Source organism: Sphingomonas sp. SL1004 (genome assembly GCF_057815015.1).
Genome location: NZ_JBYMUX010000001.1, coordinates 2,576,389 through 2,595,068, shown reverse-complemented (window position 1 = coordinate 2,595,068; position 18,680 = coordinate 2,576,389). Strand labels below are relative to the sequence as shown.

The 18,680-nt window shown below is 65.5% G+C and carries 15 protein-coding genes and 1 tRNA gene; 10 read left to right on the top strand and 6 right to left on the bottom strand.

Translation table 11 applies throughout. The features are described 5' to 3' along the window. The first annotated feature begins 115 nt into the window (after positions 1-115). The 4 genes from AC3D24_RS11665 (at position 116) to AC3D24_RS11650 (ending at position 6,433) form a co-directional block, all read left to right on the top strand. Positions 116-1,489 carry a hypothetical protein gene (locus tag AC3D24_RS11665; RefSeq protein WP_489030797.1) on the top strand — a complete coding sequence of 458 codons (1,374 nt, stop codon included), beginning with the start codon at positions 116-118 and terminating at the stop codon, positions 1,487-1,489. Beyond that, the gene (locus AC3D24_RS11660) at positions 1,486-2,925 is read left to right on the top strand and encodes a UbiA family prenyltransferase (RefSeq protein ID WP_489030795.1); all 1,440 of its coding nucleotides are present in this window, start codon (positions 1,486-1,488) and stop codon (positions 2,923-2,925) included. Before AC3D24_RS11665 ends, AC3D24_RS11660 begins: the two co-directional genes overlap by 4 nt. Before the next feature lie 225 nt (positions 2,926-3,150). Next, positions 3,151-3,981 (top strand): WecB/TagA/CpsF family glycosyltransferase, encoded by an 831-nt coding sequence (locus AC3D24_RS11655; protein ID WP_489030793.1) that lies wholly within the window; start codon positions 3,151-3,153, stop codon positions 3,979-3,981. 34 nt (positions 3,982-4,015) lie between these two features. Continuing rightward, positions 4,016-6,433, top strand: coding sequence for a hypothetical protein (locus AC3D24_RS11650; RefSeq protein ID WP_489030791.1), 2,418 nt, complete (start codon positions 4,016-4,018; stop codon positions 6,431-6,433). A gap of 527 nt (positions 6,434-6,960) precedes the next feature. On the opposite strand, the gene AC3D24_RS11645 is transcribed toward AC3D24_RS11650, so the two are convergent. Next, positions 6,961-7,035: transfer RNA gene (locus tag AC3D24_RS11645), tRNA-Thr, on the bottom strand. Between the two features lie 89 nt (positions 7,036-7,124). Between AC3D24_RS11645 and AC3D24_RS11640 the strand changes: the two genes are divergently transcribed. Continuing rightward, positions 7,125-7,262: a hypothetical protein gene (locus AC3D24_RS11640; protein WP_168371626.1), complete on the top strand. Its 138-nt coding sequence runs from the start codon at positions 7,125-7,127 to the stop codon at positions 7,260-7,262. On the opposite strand, the gene AC3D24_RS11635 is transcribed toward AC3D24_RS11640, so the two are convergent. Next, complete coding sequence (locus AC3D24_RS11635) at positions 7,255-9,063, bottom strand: aminopeptidase P family protein (protein WP_489030789.1); 1,809 nt, start codon at positions 9,061-9,063, stop codon at positions 7,255-7,257. The genes AC3D24_RS11640 and AC3D24_RS11635 overlap by 8 nt on opposite strands. Before the next feature lie 622 nt (positions 9,064-9,685). On the opposite strand from AC3D24_RS11635, the gene AC3D24_RS11630 reads away from it, so the two are divergent. Together AC3D24_RS11630 and AC3D24_RS11625 are read left to right on the top strand one after the other, a co-directional pair. Then, positions 9,686-11,740 (top strand): S9 family peptidase, encoded by a 2,055-nt coding sequence (locus AC3D24_RS11630; protein ID WP_489030788.1) that lies wholly within the window; start codon positions 9,686-9,688, stop codon positions 11,738-11,740. Then, entirely contained in the window at positions 11,737-12,129 is a 393-nt protein-coding gene (locus AC3D24_RS11625; protein ID WP_489030786.1) for an acyl-CoA thioesterase, read from the top strand. The genes AC3D24_RS11630 and AC3D24_RS11625 overlap by 4 nt, the downstream gene beginning before the upstream one ends. 150 nt (positions 12,130-12,279) lie before the next feature. Here AC3D24_RS11625 and ppc read toward each other — a convergent pair whose 3' ends face one another. From ppc to AC3D24_RS11610, 3 genes are all read right to left on the bottom strand, one after another. Beyond that, entirely contained in the window at positions 12,280-14,955 is a 2,676-nt protein-coding gene (ppc, locus tag AC3D24_RS11620; RefSeq protein ID WP_489030784.1) for a phosphoenolpyruvate carboxylase, read from the bottom strand. 93 nt (positions 14,956-15,048) lie between these two features. Continuing rightward, positions 15,049-15,423, bottom strand: a complete 375-nt coding sequence (locus AC3D24_RS11615; protein ID WP_489030782.1) for an EF-hand domain-containing protein — start codon at positions 15,421-15,423, stop codon at positions 15,049-15,051. Positions 15,424-15,448: 25 nt separating this feature from the next. Continuing rightward, positions 15,449-16,015, bottom strand: coding sequence for an HNH endonuclease (locus AC3D24_RS11610; RefSeq protein WP_423326253.1), 567 nt, complete (start codon positions 16,013-16,015; stop codon positions 15,449-15,451). A gap of 89 nt (positions 16,016-16,104) precedes the next feature. Between AC3D24_RS11610 and gluQRS the strand changes: the two genes are divergently transcribed. Further along, the gene (gluQRS, locus tag AC3D24_RS11605) at positions 16,105-16,944 is read left to right on the top strand and encodes a tRNA glutamyl-Q(34) synthetase GluQRS (protein WP_489030780.1); all 840 of its coding nucleotides are present in this window, start codon (positions 16,105-16,107) and stop codon (positions 16,942-16,944) included. Positions 16,945-17,217: 273 nt separating this feature from the next. Here the strand turns inward: gluQRS and AC3D24_RS11600 are convergent, their stop codons facing one another. Next, entirely contained in the window at positions 17,218-17,568 is a 351-nt protein-coding gene (locus AC3D24_RS11600; protein WP_489030778.1) for a DUF3147 family protein, read from the bottom strand. 83 nt (positions 17,569-17,651) lie between these two features. Between AC3D24_RS11600 and AC3D24_RS11595 the strand changes: the two genes are divergently transcribed. Continuing rightward, positions 17,652-17,882, top strand: a complete 231-nt coding sequence (locus AC3D24_RS11595) for a twin transmembrane helix small protein (RefSeq protein WP_056052241.1) — start codon at positions 17,652-17,654, stop codon at positions 17,880-17,882. 148 nt (positions 17,883-18,030) lie between these two features. Continuing rightward, positions 18,031-18,618 (top strand): cob(I)yrinic acid a,c-diamide adenosyltransferase, encoded by a 588-nt coding sequence (locus tag AC3D24_RS11590; protein ID WP_489030776.1) that lies wholly within the window; start codon positions 18,031-18,033, stop codon positions 18,616-18,618. Positions 18,619-18,680 lie beyond the last annotated feature (62 nt).

Genomic DNA, 18,680 nt, shown 5'->3' with positions numbered 1-18,680 from the left:
CGGCCGCCACATCATCTGCTGGCTTATGCAGCGAAGTCGAATACGGCATGCCCTGCCACGCTGTCCAACGCTGTAGCGACTTGGTATGCGAGCCCACGAGCAGGGCGGGGACGACATGGTTTTTGAAAGGATGCGCGCCGATCGGTTCGACACGTGGATCGATCGTACGGCGATCGTGCGGGCGACCGACCGGTTGAAATGCGCGCTCGTTCACCGGCGCGATCCTCACGCCCCGCTGGCCCGCCTCGACCGCGTCCTTGCCGTTCTGGTCGGTCTCGGCGCAGTCGTGCTGTCAGCTTGCCTGATGGCAGCGATCCCCGCCGGGCTCTACGATCTCCACGGGTTCGACATCTGGTTCCAGGCCGATCCGCCCCGCATCCTCGAAGTGCTGACCGACCGCGCGAGCCGCTATAATTACCGCAACGCGGTCCACCCGCTGTTCACGCTGATCGCCTACCCGATCGTCGCGGTGTTTCGGGCGCTCGGCTGCTCGCCGGTCATGGCGGGGCAGGTGATGATCGCGATCTGTGCCTTCGCCACCGTGTCGCTGCTGTTTCTCACCCTCGTCCGCCTGCGGTTCGGGCGTGCCGTCGCGCTGCTGGCCTGCGCCGTCTTTCTGTCGAGTGCGACCTTCCTGCACTGGTTCGCGGTGGTCGAGACCTATGCGCTGAGCAGCAGTTTCGCGATTGCCGCGGTGTATCTGATGGTCCGGCGCCCGGTGCCGTCGGCGACGTCGGCGGTCGCCGCCTCGTTCGCGTCGCTATGCATGGTGATCACCAACTGGTCGCTGGGGTTGGCGCTGGTCTTCATGCGCTATCCGTTGTCGCGGTTCCTGCGCTATTCGCTGGTCGCGCTGGTCCTGTGCACGATTGCGTCCGGCGTCCAGCGCGGCCTGTTTCCCGTCGCAGGCGTCTTCCTCGATCCGCGCCAGCTGTTCGCCGAGACGCAATATGTCGGTGGCGGCGAAGTGGTCGGCGGTGCGGCGCATTGGAGCTCGGTGCTGCACGCCATCGGGATCGTCCTTACCTCGGCGATCGCACCGATGCCCGACACCGCGGTACAGTCGAGTTCGGGCGCGCAGGTCGTCACCTATCTGGATCACACGCTTACCGGCTTGGGAACTGTCGGTTGGATCGCCGCGACGGCCTGGATCGTAGCGATCGGAATCTCGCTGGTCAGCCTGATCCGCGATCGGCTCGCATCTCCGGTGATCGTGGCATTGATGCTGTTCCTCGCCGGGCAGATCGCGATGCACGCGATCTATGGCGAGGAGCCGTTCCTCTATGCCGCCGACTTCTTCGTCGTTTTGGTCGTGTTCGCCTGCGTCGGTGCGCAGGGGCGCTGGCGCAGGGTTCATATCGCGGCGCTCGTCTGCGTCGTGGTCGCGGGGGGGATTGCCAATAGCCGTGCGTTTCTCGCATCGACCGATCTCGCACGACACTCGCTGGCGAGATTTGCGGTAACGGACGGCAAGGGGGCCGGGTCTTGAACAGCGCGCACAGCCATGGCGATACGCCCAGGCCGCTGGTCGTCGATCTCGACGGCACGCTGCTGCGAACCGATCTTCTGATCGAATCCTTCCTGCATCTCCTCGCGACGCATCCGGTCGACGCGATCCGTGCGATCGGCGCGCTGCGGCACGGCAAGGCGGCACTGAAGGCGCGGATCGCCGACCAGGCCGTGCTCGACATGGGCAGCATGCCGCTCGATACCGCGGTTTGCGACCTGATCGCGCAGCGGCGCGCGGCGGGGGGGCAAGTCATCCTGGCCTCCGCATCGGACGCGCGCTTCGTCCAGGCGCTGGCAGGCCATCTCGGATGGTTCGATGCCGTCTTCGGTACCGAGCACGGCGAGAACCTGTCGGGCGCCGCCAAGGCACGCCTGTTGGTCGCGCGCTACGGCGCCGGCGGCTTCGACTATGCAGGCAATGCGCTCGTCGACCTGCACGTCTGGGAACAATCACACACCGCCTATCTCGCGGGCGGGAGCAATACGCTCGCAAAGCGGCTGACGGACACGCATGACAGCGTCGAAATCCTGCCAAGCGCGGGCCGCGGCATCAGCCCGTATCTGAAGGCGATGCGGCCGCACCAATGGCTGAAGAACGTCCTCGTCTTCGTCCCCGCTGCTGCCGGTCACACGCTCGTCGAGCATCTGCCCGTCCTGATCCTTGCGTTTCTCGCCTTCAGCCTGTGTGCGGCCGGCGTCTATATCTGCAACGACCTGCTCGATCTGTCCGGCGACCGCGATCATCCGCGCAAGCAGTTTCGGTCGTTCGCATCGGGGGCCGCGTCGCCCGGCATCGGCGCGGCGTTGGCCGTCCTCGTCGTCTTTGTGGCGTTCGCGCTCTCGCTGCTGTTGCCGTGGAAATTCGGCGTCGCGCTGTTCGCGTACTTCCTGCTGACGATAGCCTATTCGCTCTATTTCAAGCGCCGCGCAGTCGTCGACGTCATCGTGCTCGCCTGTTTGTACGGCATGCGGATGGCGGCGGGGGGCTATGCCAGCGATACAATCCTGTCGCACTGGCTCGCCGGGCTGGCAATCTTCTTGTTCCTCAGCCTCGCACTGGTGAAGCGCTGTGCCGAACTGGTCGCACGGCTGAAAGACAAGGGCGGTGAGATTTCCGCGCGCGGCTATCGTCTGGACGATCTGCCCGTACTCGAGGCGATGGCTGCCGCCGCGGGCTACAACAGTGCGCTCGTCCTCGCCTTGTACGTGAACAGTGCCCCCGAACGCGAAGTCTATGCTCATCCGGATCGGCTCTGGTTCCTGTGCGTGTTGTTGCTGGCATGGATAAGCCGAATTCTCGTGCTGACTCGCCGAGGGGAAATGAATGACGATCCGGTGGTGTTTGCCCTGCGGGACCGGTGGAGCCTGTTTACCGGTGCACTGAGCGGCGTCGTGATCTTGGCCGCGTGGCTGTAAACTCATGATGCATGTTTGTGCATGCAGAGATCAACTGTTTGGCGTGGAATAGTACAATTTTCGCTAAGTCGCGTTAATGATGTGCGAAGTTCGGGGTTGCAATCATCCGACACGCTTGCGCATAAGGTCATAGTCAATCGAGCATTGACGGTTCTTGAGGATCCTCACGGATCGGAACGATAGTCAGTGAAATAGCGTCGTCGGAGGTAAGATCGGGTGGGGGACGTGCCGCTTATCGGTCAGAACGACGCTACTGCCATTTCCACCGTATCCGAGACCGATATGAAGGATGGTCGCGAGGTCCGTACCGCAACGATCGGCGGAATGCAGATCGCTCGGCTCGGCCGAGACGAACTGGCGGAATTGATGCAGGCGGACGTACGGGCCGCACGGAGCGGACGGCGTCCTGTCCCGCGCATTGTGACCTCCGCCAATGGCAGCGTGGTCGCCGCGTACAACCGGGACGCGCGCTATCGGCAACTCATGGATGGCACCGACATTATCGATGCGGACGGCATGCCACTGGTGTTCGCCAGCCGCCTGCTGTGTCGCGAACCGCTGTCTGAGCGGACTGCGACGACCGATTTCCTGCTCGACGCGGCCGGGCTGGCGGCGAGCCAGGGCATTCGCTTCTTCTTTCTCGGCTCGCGTCCCGGCGTCGCCGCGCGGGCGGCGGAGCATCTGCGCAGCCGGTTTCCCGGATTGAAGGTGGTCGGCACGCGGCACGGTTTCTTCTCCCCCGAAGCCATTCCCGAAATTTGCGCGAAGGTGCGCGCATCGGGCGCCGACGTCTTGTGGGTCGGGATGGGCAGTCCGGCGCAGGAGCGGTTCGCGGTCGACAATCGGCATTTGCTCGGCGGCGTCGGCTGGATTCGGACCTGCGGCGGGCTGTTCGATCATTATGGCGGCGGTGTCTCGCGTGCACCTGCCTGGATGCAGGCGGCGGGGCTGGAATGGCTCTACCGCGCCGCCCGCGAGCCGATGCGGCTGGGCTGGCGCTATCTGGTGACAAGCCCGGTCGCGATCTACTATCTGGCGACCAGAACGCGTGACTGATCGCAACGACGTTCGGGGATCGGCAGGAAGTTCGATGGAACCACGTGAACGTCGCACCGTCCGATATCAGGATTTCGTCAAACCGCGTCGTCGGCGCTGGCCGTGGATCGTCGGAATCGTGATCCTGCTGGCGCTTGCTGCCGGGCTCGCGGCGTTCTGGTTCCACGGTACCGGTCAGGCGCACACGCCGCCGCCCGCCCTGTCGCAGGCCGGTGCGCCGGTCGCGAACGAAACCTATCAATGGAAGCATGTCGCGATCGGCGGCGGCGGCATGATCTCCGGCCTGTCGAGCGATGCGTCGGGCAAGACGTTCGTCGCGCGCACCGACGTCTATGGCGCGTATATCTGGGATGCCACGGCGAACCATTGGCGCCAGTTGGTCACCGCAACGTCGATGCCCGCCGCCAACCGCATGCAGAACGGCGGCGTGGGCGGCGTGTACGAGATCGCGGTCGCCCCGTCGCGCGCCGACCGCATCTACATGGCGTTGCAGGGGCGGCTCTATCGGTCCGACGACACCGGCCGGCATTTCGTCCAGCCGAGCGCCGGCAGCCCGTTTCCCCTGACCTGGGAGGCTAACAGCGAATACCGCCTGCACGGCCCGTTCATGGCAGTCGATCCGGCCAATCCCGATATCGTCCTGCTGGGTACGCCCGCGGCTGGGCTGTGGCGGTCGACGAATGCCGGCGCGAGCTGGGCGCGGGTCGGCTCGGTGCCAGCCAGCAAGGATCTCAAGACCGATCCCGGTGTGCAGGCGCCGGGCATCATGCTGTGGTTCGAACGTCCCGCTGGTGGCAAGCCGACCGGGCGGCTGTTTGCGCTGTCACCCGGGAACGGCATGTTCGTGTCGAGCGATAACGGCGCGACGTTCTCGCCGCTGCCCGCGGCGGGCGCTCAACCACTTACGCTTCAACGCGGCACGTTCGACCGGCGTGGCACGTTCTTCGGCGTCGACGATCTCACCAAGTCGATCTGGTCCTATTCGGCCGGACGTTGGCGTGATCTGACGGCGGAACTGGGGCTCACGGTGCGCGAATATGCCGCCGTCGTCGCCAATCCCCGCGCGGATCAGGTGATCGTCGTCGATCGCGGCGGGCAGGGGTATACGAGTACCGATGGCGGCGCGAACTGGAACAGCATCTCGCACACCGCCAAGGTCGGCGCAGGCGATCCGCCCTGGCTGCGCGTGGCGAACCAGCCGTTCTTCACGACTGCGGACCTGATGTTCGATCCCGCGGTCGCGAACCGGCTGTGGGTCGCGGCGGGAACCGGCGTATTCTACGCCGACGTACCGCCGGGCACCGCCTCGCTCGACTGGGTCAGCCAGACGCGCGGGATCGAGGAGCTGGTCGCCAACGACGTCATCCAGCCGCCAGGTGGCTCGCCGATCTTCGCCGGCTGGGATTTCGGCATGCACGTGAAGGACGATCTGAACGGCTATTCGACGACTTTCGGGCCGAACGAACGCTCGCTGATGTCGGTGCAGCAGCTCGACTGGACCCCCGCCAAACCCGGCTTCGTCGTCACCAATGCGTCCGATGCACGGCTCGGCTGCTGCTCGGAGGACGGCAACGCGGTGATGGCTGGCACCAGCACCGACGGCGGCCGAAAGTGGACCAACTTCGCCTCTTTACCGACACCACCTGGGACGAAGGAGAGCGACCCCTGGCGGATGTCGTTCGGCACCATCGCGGTCTCGTCGAGCGACGCGCAGAACATCGTCTGGCAACCGGCGTGGAACCGTCAGCCCTATTACACCAGCGATGGCGGACGCAGTTGGGCGGCTGTGAACCTGGCGGGTGCGTCCGGCGACACCCCCGGCTCGTTCCGCGACAACTGGCTGCAGCGCAAGACGTTGACCGCCGACAAGTCCCTGCCAAGCACCTTCTATCTCTATCACAGCGGTGGGGGCGCAAACGCCGCGCTGCAAGGGCTGTGGCGGACGCGCGATGGTGCCAAGAGCTGGGACAAGGTCTTCGAAGGGGAAATCGCGCCCTCGAGCGACGCTGCTGCCAAGCTTAGGTCGGTGCCAGGTCACGCCGGTCACCTGTTCTTCACCTCGGGCTTTGAACACGCCAGCGACACCGGGCTTCGTCGTAGCATCGACGGCGGCGGCAGTTGGCAGACCATGGCAAACGTTACGCGTGTCGACGACATCGCGTTCGGCAAGGCCGCGAAGGGGGCCACGTATCCGACCATCTTCCTCTCGGGACAGGTCGATGGCCAGTACGGCATCTGGCGTTCGATCGACGATGCGAAGAGCTGGCAACGACTGGTCGATTTCCCGGTGGGTACGCTCGACCAGGTCAGCGCGGTCGGCGCCGACCCTGATGTGTTCGGACGCGTCTATCTCGGCTATCTCGGATCATCGTGGATCTGGGGCGAACCTGCGCCCTGCGCCCCCACGGGCAATGATCTCCCGACCGAGTTGCAATGCTCGCAAGTCAGATAATGCGTGTGGCTATCGCTCGGACGTGGTCGCGTAGGGCATGGTCAGTCCCTGGCGACGACCCATCCGCCGGGGCTGCTTTTCATTGCCGTTCCGCAGTATCGACAAACACTGGTATCGGCTCCTCCGCCATGAAATACAGTTCGACTGCGTGATCGACGATGTAGTCCAACGCAGCATTTGGCGCGGCCGACGATTCGTTTCAGCATGACCAACTCCTTTTTCCATAGCGGATAGCAGCCAGTAGAGTTCAGGCGATTAAATTACTTGTCATCTATTGGCTATCGCCTGGGCCAAATGAGTTGAGCAATTTCTTTCAAATGTCGTGGTTTTCATGTCATCGAAGATGCTGAAGGACCGTTCCGTTTGGACTTCGGTAGGAAGATCCTATCGGTCGGCCAACGCCGGCGATGCGGTGCAAATTCCGAATTGTACGGAAGGTAGTCCACGCTCGCGCGGAGGGACCAGGATAAAATCACGTGGGGGCCCCCGAAGGGAAAGTTGCAACGCGTTGATCTACATGAAAAGAATGGTGCTGCCGGTGAGGATTGAACTCACGACCTCAGCCTTACCAAGGATGCGCTCTACCACTGAGCTACGGCAGCACTCGTCGGCATCGCTGCCGGCGGAGTGGGGCTAAGAGACGAGGGCGGGATGATTGTCAAGCGGTCCCGCCACAATGTAGGGCGGATTTATGGATGACCGGGATCGAAAGGCGGCGGAGAAGGCCGAACGGATGGCGGCTGCGCTGCGCGAGAATTTGCGGCGGCGCAAGGCGCAGGCGCGTGCCGTCGGGGCTGCGCCTGCGATCAAGGACGAGCCTTCTAGCTGAGAGGCGCGCACTTGGCGGTCAGCCACGCGCGGTCTTCAGCGTCGGTCATTTCGGGGGTCAAGACCGCCAGCACCTGCGTGTGATAATCGTCGACCCATTGGCGCTCTGCCGCGGTCAGAAGCGTCGGCTCGATCAGCGTGCGTTCGATCGGGCAGAAGGTGAGCGTCTCGAAGCCGAGCACCTCGCGGTCGGCACCGGGGATCGCGCGGGGCTCGATCAGGATCAGATTCTCGATGCGGATGCCGTATTCGCCGGCTTTGTAATAGCCGGGCTCGTTGGAGAGCATCATGCCGGCGCGTAAGGGTTCCATCGCGGCTCCGCCCGGGTAGTTGGGCGAGGCGATCCGCTGTGGGCCTTCGTGGACCGCAAGATACGAACCGACGCCGTGGCCTGTGCCGTGGCCGAAATCGAGGCCGGCTTCCCAAAGCGGACGGCGGGCGAAGGCGTCGATCTGGCCGCCCATCGTGCCGTCGGGGAAGACCGCCGTGGCGATGCCGATGTGACCCTTGAGGACGCGGGTGAAGCGGTCGCGCATCTCTTCGGTCGGTTCGCCGATCGGCATCACGCGCGTAACGTCGGTAGTGCCGTCCGCATATTGGCCGCCGGAGTCGATCAGGTAGAGCTGGCCGGGTTCGATCGGCGCGCTCGACTCCTCGGTGACGTGGTAGTGCGGGATCGCGCCGTGGGGGCCGGTGGCGGAGATCGTGTCGAACGAGGTGTCCTTCAGGACGCCGGTCTGTTCGCGGAAGGCGAGCAGCTTGGCGGCGGCGCTGAGTTCGGTCTGGCCCCCCTTCACGCATTCGATTTCGACCCAGCGGAGGAAGCGCGCGAGCGCGGCGCCGTCGCGGGCCGAGGCGGCGCGGTGGCCGGCGATCTCGATCGGGTTCTTGATCGCCTTGGCGAGGACGACGGGGTCGCGCAGCGGGAGGATCTTAGCGCCGCCGGCCTGGAGTGCTTGCGTGATTGCCGCGACCGCGCGCTCGGGGTCGGCGGCGACGCGCTTGCCGGCATAGGTGCCGAGGGCTGGGGCGAAGGCGGTGCGGTCGTGGAGGCGGACCGCGTTGCCGAGATGCTGGCGGACGGTGTCGTCGAGCTTGTCGGGGGCGACGAAAAGGTCGGTGGTGCCGTCCGCGCTCACGATCGCGTAGGACAGCGCGACGGGGGTGTGGTCGACGTCGCCGCCGCGGACGTTGAGCGCCCAGGCGATGGAGTCGAGTGCGGTGAGGACGACCGCGTCGGCGTTCTGCTCGGAGAGCCAGTCGGCGATTTTTGCACGCTTTTCGGCGGAGGAGGCGCCGGTGAACTGGTCGGGCTGGACGGTCAGCTTGGCGGGCGAGGGGGCGGGGCGGTCGGTCCAGATCGCGTCGATGGGGTTGGCTTCGACCGCTACCAGCGTCGCGCCGCGGTCGGCGAGGGCGGTGGTGGCGTCGGCGACCCAGGTGCCGGTGTGGAGCCACGGGTCGTAGCCGATCCGGCCGCCTTCGGGGGCGTGCTTGGCGAGCCAGGCGGCGGGGCTGGTCTGGGGGACGTCGGCATAGTCCCACTGCGCGCCGTCGACCTGTTCGCGGACCTGGATCGTGTAGCGACCGTCGGTGAAGATCGCGGCTCGGTCGGCGAGGACGACGGCTGTGCCGGCCGAGCCGCCGAAGCCGGTGAGCCAGGCGAGGCGCTGCGCGTAGCCGCCGACATATTCGCTCATGTGTTCGTCGGTGAGGGGAATGACGAAACCGTCGAGATTATCGGTGGTTAGCTGGGCACGGAGGGCGGCGAGGCGGTCGGCCAAGCGGGCGGTCGGGGTCATCGGTTCGGTCTCTCGTCAAAAGTGAAGTACAGAAAGTGCAGACGCTGGCGAGGTTTCAATACATGCATCCGGTGGGCGTTGTGGACGGGTGCGACGGCATCGATATGGGCGCGGATTGGGCGGTCACGGCCATGCCGGGGGTTGTGACAGAAAGCAGATGTGTAGGACAGGTGCGGGCGGGGGAGGGAATGCGCTTGCAGCGTTGGCCGGTACTTTCGACCATTTTCCCGAGGTAGGACGTGGCTAGTCGGAGCGGTGATGGCTGAGGACCGCACTTCGTTACGGTGATCTTTCCAACTGGGCCCCGGCCTCCGCCGGGGTGGTGTTCTTAGCGGCTATCGCAGGTTCCTGTTCCTTGTTCTCCCGCGAAGGCGGGAGCCCAGACTGGGTCCCCGCCTTCGCGGGGAAACAGGATTGGGTCACGGTCGCTCGCACCAATCGCACCACCCCGGCGGAGGCCGGGGCCCAATTGGGGGACGATGGTGACGAGGGATTGCGCGCAGTTACTGCGACCTTTCCAATTGGGCCCCGGCCTTCGCCGGGGTGGTGGTTGTGGCGGGGATCGGTTCTCCCCGATGCCACGGCGTTTGGCTTCCACCCGCGGCGCGGCTAACACCGCTGCATGACCACGCCCCCCATCGCCGAACAGCGCCCGCACAGCTTCACCACGCATGGCGTGACGATCGAGGATCCCTATGCGTGGCTGAAGGATCCGAACTATCCGGAGGTCGATGACGCCGACGTGCTGGCGTATCTCGCCGCCGAGAATGTGTATTTCGAAGAGCAGATGGCGCCGCACGAAGCGCTCACCGACACGATCTATGAAGAGATGAAGGCGCGCATCAAGGAGGACGAATCCTCGGTGCCGCAGAAGGATGGGGATTGGCTCTACTGGACCGCGTACGAGACCGGCGGGCAGTACAAGAAATGGTGGCGCAAGCCGGCCGCGGGTGGTGACGACGAGCTGTTGCTCGACGAGCCGGCGCTGGCGGAGGGGCATGAGTATTTCCGGCTCGGGGCGTTCTCGGTCAGCAATGACGGGCGCTATCTCGCTTATGCGATCGACGACAATGGGAGCGAGCGGTTCGAGGTTCGGGTCAAGGACCTGGATACCGGCGAGCATCTGCCCGACGTGATCCCGGGGATGCTCAGCGAGATCGTCTGGACCGCGGACGATGCGGGCTTCCTGTACGGGCTGGCGAACGAGCAGTGGCGGACGGACAATGCGCGGTTCCACCGGTTGGGGACGCCGATCTCCGAGGATGTCGTGCTGTTCCACGAGGAAGACGAGGGTTTTCGCGTCGGCGTCGGTGAGACGAGTTCGCGCAAGTGGATCGTGATTGCGACCAGCGATCATGTGACGAGCGAGCTGTACCTGCTGCCGGCGCATGAGCCTCTGGCGGTGCCGATCCTCGTGTCGGCGCGGAAGGTGGGCCGCGAATATGATGTGGACGAGCATGACGGGACGCTGTTCATCCATACCAACGACGTCGATCCGAATTTCCGGCTTTGCACCGCGCTGGTCGAGGAGCCGGATGCGTGGAGCGAGCTGATTCCGGCCTCGCCACATTTCTATATGACGGGTGTCGAGTGTTATCAGGACTTCTTCGTGGTCGATGGGCGCGAGGACGGCTTGGATCAGATCGCGATCCACCGGTACGAGACGCCGACCGAGGGCAAGCGGATCGACTTCCCCGAGGCGAGCTATGTCGCTGGGCTGGGGGATAATCCCGAGTACGACATGACCGTGTTGCGGCTTGGGTATGAGTCGATGGTCACGCCGGGGACGGTGTACGACTATGACGTCGATACCGGTGAGCGGACGATGCTCAAGGTGCAGGAGATCCCGAGCGGCTACGACGCCGCGAAATACGCTACCGAGCGGCTGAAGATCGTCGCGCGGGACGGGACCGAGATCCCGGTGTCGATCGTGTATCCGGCCGGGTTCGTGCGCGACGGGTCGGCGCCGTTGTTCCTCTATGCGTATGGCGCGTACGGCTATGCGATCCCGCCGGGCTTCTCGACCGGGCGGATGAGCCTGCTCGATCGCGGGTTCGCCTATGCGATCGCGCATATTCGGGGCGGCGATGACCTGGGCCAGCAATGGTATCTCGATGGCAAGCTGGAGAAGCGCGCGAATACGTTCAACGATTTCGTCGATGTGGCGAAGGCGCTGGTCGATGCGCAGTGGACGTCGGCGGGGAAGATCGCGATCGCGGGGCGGTCTGCGGGTGGCGAGCTGATGGGGGCGGTGGTCAATTCGGACCCCGAGCTTTGGGGTGCGGTGATCGCGGATGTGCCGTTCGTCGATGTGCTCAACACGATGCTCGACGAGAGCCTGCCGCTGACGCCGGGCGAGTGGCCTGAGTGGGGGAACCCGATCGAGGATAAGGCGGCGTTCGAGTTGATCCGGTCGTATTCGCCGTACGACAACGTGAAGGCGCAGGACTATCCGCCGATGTTTATTTCCGGCGGGCTCAACGATCCGCGTGTGACCTATTGGGAGCCGGCGAAGTGGGCGGCGAAGCTGCGGTTGATGAAGACCGACGATAATGTGCTGCTGCTCAAGACCAACATGGGCGCGGGGCATGGCGGCAAGTCGGGGCGGTTCGAGTCGCTGCGTGAGGGCGCGGAGGAACATGCGTTCGTGCTGTGGCAGCTGGGCGTCGCGGGGTGAGCCGGTTCACGCTCTCGATCACGGCGCAGGACGCGGATATCGACGAGCTTGGGCATGTGAACAATGCGGTCTGGGTGCAGTGGATCCAGTCGATTGCGACCGCACATTGGGAGGCTGTGGCGCCGGCCGAGCATAAGCTGGCCTATGTGTGGGTCGTGACGCGGCATGAGATCGATTACCGCGGGAGTGTCGTTTCGGGGGAAACGGTTGTCGGTGAGACTTGGGTCGAGGGGGCGCCTAAGGGGGCTCGGTTCGATCGGCATGTTCGGTTTGTCGGCGATGATGGGCGGGTGAAGCTGGAGGCGGTTACGACCTGGGCTTTGCTGGACCGCGCGACGGGGCGGCTGATGCGGGTGCGCGAGGATGTGGCTGCGCCGTTTTACTCCTAGTCCCTCGCCCCTCCGGGGAGAGGGAGGGAGCGACGCAGGAGCGGAAGGGTGAGGGGCGTGAGGCTCGGGACGTCCATCCCAACACCCCTCTCCCTTCCCACCGCAAGCGCGGCGGGCCCCTTCCCTCTCCCCGGAGGGGCGAGGGAGTTTTTAGCCGCTGTTTCGCAGGGCGGTGGCGATGGCGTTGATGGATAGGAGGATGCCTTCGCCGATGCGGGGATCGTCCTCGCCTGCTCGGCGACGTTTGATCAGTTCGATCTGGAGGAGGTTGAGCGGCTCGATATAGGGGAGGCGGAGGCGGATCGAGGCGTCTAGCGCGGGGTGCTTTTCGAGCAGGCGGGACTGGCCTGTTACCGCGAGGAGCCCGTCGTGGGTCTGGTGCCAGCCGTCGCGGATCGTGGTGAAGATCTCGCGGAGCTTGTCGTCCTCGACGAGCCCGGCATAGCGTTCGGCGATGCCGATGTCGGACTTGGCGAGCACCATCTCCAGGTTCGCCAGCGCGGAGGCGAAGAGCGGCCAGCCTTGCGCCATGTCCTTCAGCAGCGCCTTGTCCTCGAAATCGGCGATCGCGCGGCCGACCCCGTACCAGCCGGGGAGCATGACGCGCGCCTGCGCCCAGCTGAACACCCAAGGGATCGCGCGGAGGTCTTCGATGCGGTCGGACTTGGTGCGGCTGGCGGGGCGGCTGCCGATCTTGAGCCCGGCGATCTCGGCGATCGGCGTCATCTGGCGGAAGAAGGTGCGGAAGCCTTCCGTACCGTAGACAAGGTCGCGGTAGCTGTGGAACGCGGTGTCGCTAAGCGTGTCCATTGCCGCGGAGAAGCTGGCGTTGTCGGCATTGGAGAGGCGTTCGGGTTCGAGGCTTGCGAGCAACGTGGCCGACGCGATCGCTTCGAGGTTGGTCATCGCGGCGTCGCGCGTGCCGTATTTCGCGGCGATCACTTCGCCCTGCTCGGTGATGCGGATGCGGCCCTGGACGGTGCCCGAGGGCTGCGCGCGGATCGCGCGGAACGCCGAGCCGCCGCCGCGCCCGACCGCGCCGCCGCGACCGTGGAACAGTTGCATGCCGACGCCGGCGGCTGCGAAGACGGGTTTGAGCGCGGTCGAGGCTTTCGAGAGCTGCCAGGTGGAGGTGAGATATCCCCCGTCCTTGTTGCTGTCCGAATAGCCGATCATCACTTCCTGATGGCCGCGCGCCTTCGAGATGGTCGCGATCTCGGGGAGCGCGAACCACGCGGTCATGACGGCGGGGGCGGCTTCGAGATCGCCGATCGTCTCGAACAGCGGGACCGCCATGATCGCGGCGGTCGGGGTTTCGCCCGGGCGGTAGAGGCCGACTTCCTTGAGCAGGAGGTTCACTTCGAGCAGGTCGCTGACCGACTGCGCCATCGAGACGATGTAGTTGGTGATGCACGCGGGGCCGTAGGCGGCGTGTGCGTCGGCAGCGGCCTGGACGATCGCGAGTTCGCCCGCCGTCTCGTCGGTGTATTCGGCAAAGCGCGAGGTGAGCGGGCGGGCGTTGGCGAGTTCGCGGCGGAGCAGCGCGACGCGGGCGTCTTCGTCGAGCGCGAGGTACTCGTCCTCGACCCCGGCCACCTTGAGCAGTTCGGCGACGACGCGTTCGTGGACGGCGCTGTTCTGGCGGAGGTCCAAGGTGGCGAGGTGGAAGCCGAACGTCTCGACCGCGCGGATCAGCCGGCCGAGTGCGCCGCCGGTCTTCAGCGCGATGCCGAGGCCGTGCGCAAGCGTGACGAGGTCGGCGCGGAAGTCGGCGGGGCTCGCATAGGGCTCGCCGGTGAGGCGGCCTGGGCGGGGGGCGTGCTTGCCGGTGAGCGCATCGTGCGTCGCGGACAGGCGCGCGTAGATGCCGGAGAGTGCGCGGCGATAGGGCTCGTCGCTGCGGCTGGCGGCATCGTCGCCGCTGGCGTCGGCGAGCGCCTGGACCGCGGCATCGGCGGGGGCGTGCTCGGTCGAGATCGAGAGTTCGGCGCCTAGTGCGTGCACCGCGTCGCAGTAGTAGCCGAGCACGGCTTCGCTCGCCTTCGACAGCGCGGTCTTGAGCGAGTCGGCGGTGACGTACGGGTTCCCGTCGCGGTCGCCGCCGATCCAGCTGCCGGGGCGCAAGAAACTGGGCGTGCGTTCGCCGAGGGCGCGGTCCCAGCGCTGGTAAAGCGCGGGGAGCGCGGGGAGGAACACGTCGCGCAGGTAGCTGAGCGCGGTGTCGACCTCGTCGGTGACGTAGAGGCGGTCGCGGCGCAGGACGCGCGTCTGCCAGAGCAAAGCGATCTGGCGGAGGATCGCGTCGTCGACGCTGTCGCCGTCGGGCGTGGTGTCGCGGCCGAGATCGCGCAAGCCCATCAGCTCGGCAATGCGGTTGCGGTGGTCGATCATGCTTTTGCGGCGGACTTCGGTCGGATGCGCGGTGAGCACGGGGGCGATCAGCGCGTGGTCGAGCAGCGTGCGGATCTGGGTGCGGTCTATGCCTTCGGATTCGAGTTGGGCGATCGCGGAGGCTAGGTCGGCGCCGTCTTCCGCAGCGATGCCTTGGCGGTCCTCGGCGAGATTGGCGAGCATCGAGAACAGCATAAAGCCGCGGACGAAGTCGAGCGTTTCGTCGAGGCTGAGCTTTTCGAGGCTGAGGTCGACCGCGCGATCGTCGCCGGGCTTGCCTTCGGAGGCGTCGCGGTGGCGCTCGACCGAGGCTTTGCGGATCGTCTCGGTGGCTTCGAACAGCCGCTCGCCGCCATAGGCGCGGATGACGTCGCCGAGCACTTTGCCGAGGAACCGGATGTCGGAATTGTTCGCGATTGCGGGGAGGCTTGCCATGATTCCCTGCTGCGCTGCGGCAGGGATCAGGTCAACCTCATGCGGTATATTTGTCGTGTCTAACCGGTCGTCGTCGACACTTAATTGCGTCGATCAGCGCTTGCGCGACTCCGCCCGCTCTTCCGAGGTGACCGTGCCGTCATGGTTCAGGTCCATCCTGTCGAACCAGGCGAGCGTGCCTTCGCTCCACTCGATCGCGGTAATGATGCCGTCCTTGTTGCGGTCGAACGCCTTGATCCGCGCGTTGGGCGATGGCAGTTCGTCCTTGGTTATTCGGTCGTCGGCGTTGCGGTCTAGCGTGCGGAAACGGCGTTCCATGCTCGCGCCGAAATCTAGGCGCGAGGTTACTGAGGGGGGCACGAAGCCTACCGCGTTGGCGTCGGCCTGCGCGCGCTGCTCGTCCTTGTTGCCGCATGCGGACACAAAAAGTCCCGTCGCGGCGAGCGCCGCCACCAGTTTCACCTGCATAGAATCTCCCGTCGTATCGATGCCGTCAGGCCTCGAGTTCAACGTCCCAATAGAGCCAGTCGTGCCACGTGTCGTGCAGGTAGTTGGGCGGGAAGCTGCGGCCGTGTTCCTGGAGATGCCAGTTGGTCGGGCGGATCGCCTCGATGTGGAGCGGCATCGCCGCCTGTTTTGGCGTGCGGCCGCCTTTCTTGAGGTTGCAGGGGGAGCAGGCGGTGACGACGTTCTCCCACGTGGTACGACCGCCTTGCGCGCGCGGCACCACATGGTCGAAGGTGAGATCGCGCAGCTTGCCGCAATATTGGCAGGTGAACTTGTCGCGCAGGAACAGGTTGAAGCGGGTGAAGGCGGGAAATTGCGACGGTCGGACGAACTGCTTGAGCGCGATCACCGAGGGCAGCTTCAGCGCGAAATTGGCGCTGCGGACTTCGCGTTCATAGGTGGCGACGATGTCGACGCGGTCGAGGAACACAGCCTTGACCGCGGTTTGCCACGGCCAGACGCTGAGCGGATAGTAAGAGAGCGGCGTGTAATCGGCATTGAGCACAAGCGCCGGACAACCATCCGGATGGCGTATCAGATCGGGGTGAAACACGGCTCCTCCCACTCAGGCTTCGCAGAGCGCCCTATGGACGATGGCGATGACAGCGGCATGACAGCACGGCGCACGGCGTCAGGTCAAGCGTGGTGAGCGTCGTGACGCGGTTCGCGCCGAGCCCGACCGGGCGGCTGCATCTGGGGCACGCGGTGTCGGCGATCCGCGCGCATGATTTCGCGCGGGCGCGGGGCGGGCGGTTCGTGCTGCGGATCGAGGATATCGACGGGACGCGGAGCCGGCCGGAGTTTGTTGCAGGGATTATCGAGGATCTGGCGTGGCTTGGGTTGTCGTGGGACGAGCTCGTGTTCCAGTCGGAGCGGCTGGCGACGTATGATGCGGCGCTGGAGGGGTTGAAGGCGCGGGGGCTGGTCTATCCGTGTTTCTGTACGCGTGCCGAGATCGCGGCGAGTGCTTCGGCGCCGCAGGGGGAGGTCGGGCCGGCCTATCCGGGAATTTGTCGGGGGCTGTCGGCGGCGGAGATTGCGGCGCGGACGGGGGCGTGTTGCTGGCGGCTGGATATGGCGAAGGTGGTGGCGGAGGTCGGCGCGCTGGCGTGGCATGATGCGGCGGCGGGGTGGGTCGTGGCCGACCCGTTGGCGCAGGGGGACGTCGTGCTGGCGCGGAAGGATGCGCCGGCGAGTTATCATCTGGCGGTGACGCTCGACGATGCCGCGCAGGGGGTGACGGATGTTGTGCGCGGGGTGGATCTGTTCGCGGCGACGGATGTGCACCGGGTGTTGCAGGCTTTGTTCGGGTTGCCGGTGCCGGCGTACCATCATCATCCGCTGGTGGTGGATGCCGAGGGGCGGCGGTTGGCGAAGCGGGATGGGGCGGTGTCGCTGGCGGAGATGCGGGCGGCGGGGGAGGATGGGGTTGCGTTGGCGGCTCGGGTGCGGGCTGGGGATCGGCTCGCGACCCCCCGGTGAGCACCTGAACTATATGGTGCGAATATCCTCCGATCACGGTGGCCTTTAACGGCTCGCAATCTGCACTTCCTTGTTCTCCCGCGAAGGCGGGAGCCCAGACTGGGTCCCCGCCTTCGCGGGGAAACAGGGGGAAGGTGCGACGCTTCTCAGCTGCCACCCCGGCGGAGGCCGGGGCCCAATTGGGGGACAGTTGTGATGAGGCTGATCGCTTCATTACCCTGGCTTTCCCAATTGGGCCCCGGCCTTCGCCGGGGTGGTGTTTTAATTAGTGCGCTAAAGCTCGATCCCCAGCCTCGGCGCCGCCCACGTCATCATCGCATACAGCGCGATCGTCAGCGCACAGCCCGCTACCAGCGACACCCAGAACGGTACGCCGTGGCGGAGCAGCGCGGGGATCAGCAGGAACATCGGCAGCGAGGGGAGCACGTACCAGAAGGTCGCGCCGGCGTGTGCGGCCATCGTCCGTGGGTCGGGCTTGTCGTGCCACAGCCAGATCATGCCGAGCACGGACACCAGGGGCAGCGACGCCACGAGCGCGCCGAAGCCGGGATAGCGCTTGGCGATCTCCGACGCGGCGGCGATGAGGATGCCCGAGATCAGGGCTTTCAGCGTCAGGTATAACATACAGCATTTGCGCGCATCTTGCGGCCATTCACAACACGCATCGCGGCATTGCTAGCGCCGCCGCACGCGCTTACATTCGATGCATGAACACATTCCTCGTCATCCTCCTGATCGCGGCGATGATCGCGACCGTCGTGGCTCTGGTGCGGGGCGTCGTGTCGTTCCTGCAGGAGGGTACCGCGCAGGTGCGCGACGGCAACGGCCCTAGTGCGGCGTCGCTGAAATCGAATCGGATGATGCAGCAGCGGATCTTCTTCCAGGCGCTGGCGATCCTGATCGTGGTGGTGATCCTGTTCGCGGCGGGGCGGAACTAGGGTCTAACGCGCTTTCCTAACCACCGTCATCCCAGCGCAAGCTGGGATCTCGACGTTAGGCGGATGTCGCGAGCCACGAGGGATACCCCAGCTTTCGCTGGGGTGACGGACTTGTGGCACAGCATGGTCGGACAGAAGGAATCGACCGATGGTCAAGCTGAACAAGATCTACACGCGGACCGGCGATGACGGCACGACCGGGCTGGTCGACGGATCGCGGGTGTCGAAGGCGAGTGCGCTGATGCAGGCGATCGGCGATGTCGACGAGGCGAACTCGGCGATCGGCGTCGCGGTGGTTGCGCTGGGCAGCGATCCGCTGGCCGCCGCACTGGAGCGGATCCAGAACGATCTGTTCGATCTCGGTGCCGATCTGGCGACACCTGCGACAGCGGGGGCGGGCGAGGATGGCTTTGCGCCGTCGGAGATGGTGTTGCGGATCGTGCCCTCTCAGGTCGAGCGGCTGGAACGCGAGATCGACGCGATGAACGAACATCTCGCGCCGCTGCGCAGCTTCATCCTGCCGGGCGGGTCACCGCAGGCCGCGGCGCTGCATCTGGCGCGCGCGATCACCCGGCGGGCCGAGCGCTCGGCCGTTGCCGTCGAGGACATGGCCCTAAATCCGGCGGCATTAGCGTATGTTAACCGGCTTTCGGATTTCCTGTTCGTTGCGTCGCGCGCGGTGAACCAAAACGGGGCCGGCGACGTTCTATGGCGACCGGGGGCTACGCGCGACTAGGTGCGCCTTCGTTCGAGCACCGTATGGTCCACCGTACGGATCGGGCCGAATTGAAGGAAAGC

Excerpts from the sequence above, each read along its gene's own strand:
- AC3D24_RS11635 (WP_489030789.1), bottom strand. The coding sequence starts at position 9,063 with ATGACCCCGACCGCCCGCTTGGCCGACCGCCTCGCCGCCCTCCGTGCC.
- ppc (WP_489030784.1), bottom strand. The coding sequence starts at position 14,955 with ATGGCAAGCCTCCCCGCAATCGCGAACAATTCCGACATCCGGTTCCTC.
- AC3D24_RS11630 (WP_489030788.1), top strand. The coding sequence starts at position 9,686 with ATGACCACGCCCCCCATCGCCGAACAGCGCCCGCACAGCTTCACCACG.
- AC3D24_RS11590 (WP_489030776.1), top strand. The coding sequence starts at position 18,031 with ATGGTCAAGCTGAACAAGATCTACACGCGGACCGGCGATGACGGCACG.
- AC3D24_RS11600 (WP_489030778.1), bottom strand. The coding sequence starts at position 17,568 with ATGTTATACCTGACGCTGAAAGCCCTGATCTCGGGCATCCTCATCGCC.
- AC3D24_RS11650 (WP_489030791.1), top strand. The coding sequence starts at position 4,016 with ATGGAACCACGTGAACGTCGCACCGTCCGATATCAGGATTTCGTCAAA.
- AC3D24_RS11615 (WP_489030782.1), bottom strand. The coding sequence starts at position 15,423 with ATGCAGGTGAAACTGGTGGCGGCGCTCGCCGCGACGGGACTTTTTGTG.
- AC3D24_RS11665 (WP_489030797.1), top strand. The coding sequence starts at position 116 with ATGGTTTTTGAAAGGATGCGCGCCGATCGGTTCGACACGTGGATCGAT.
- AC3D24_RS11595 (WP_056052241.1), top strand. The coding sequence starts at position 17,652 with ATGAACACATTCCTCGTCATCCTCCTGATCGCGGCGATGATCGCGACC.
- AC3D24_RS11640 (WP_168371626.1), top strand. The coding sequence starts at position 7,125 with ATGGATGACCGGGATCGAAAGGCGGCGGAGAAGGCCGAACGGATGGCG.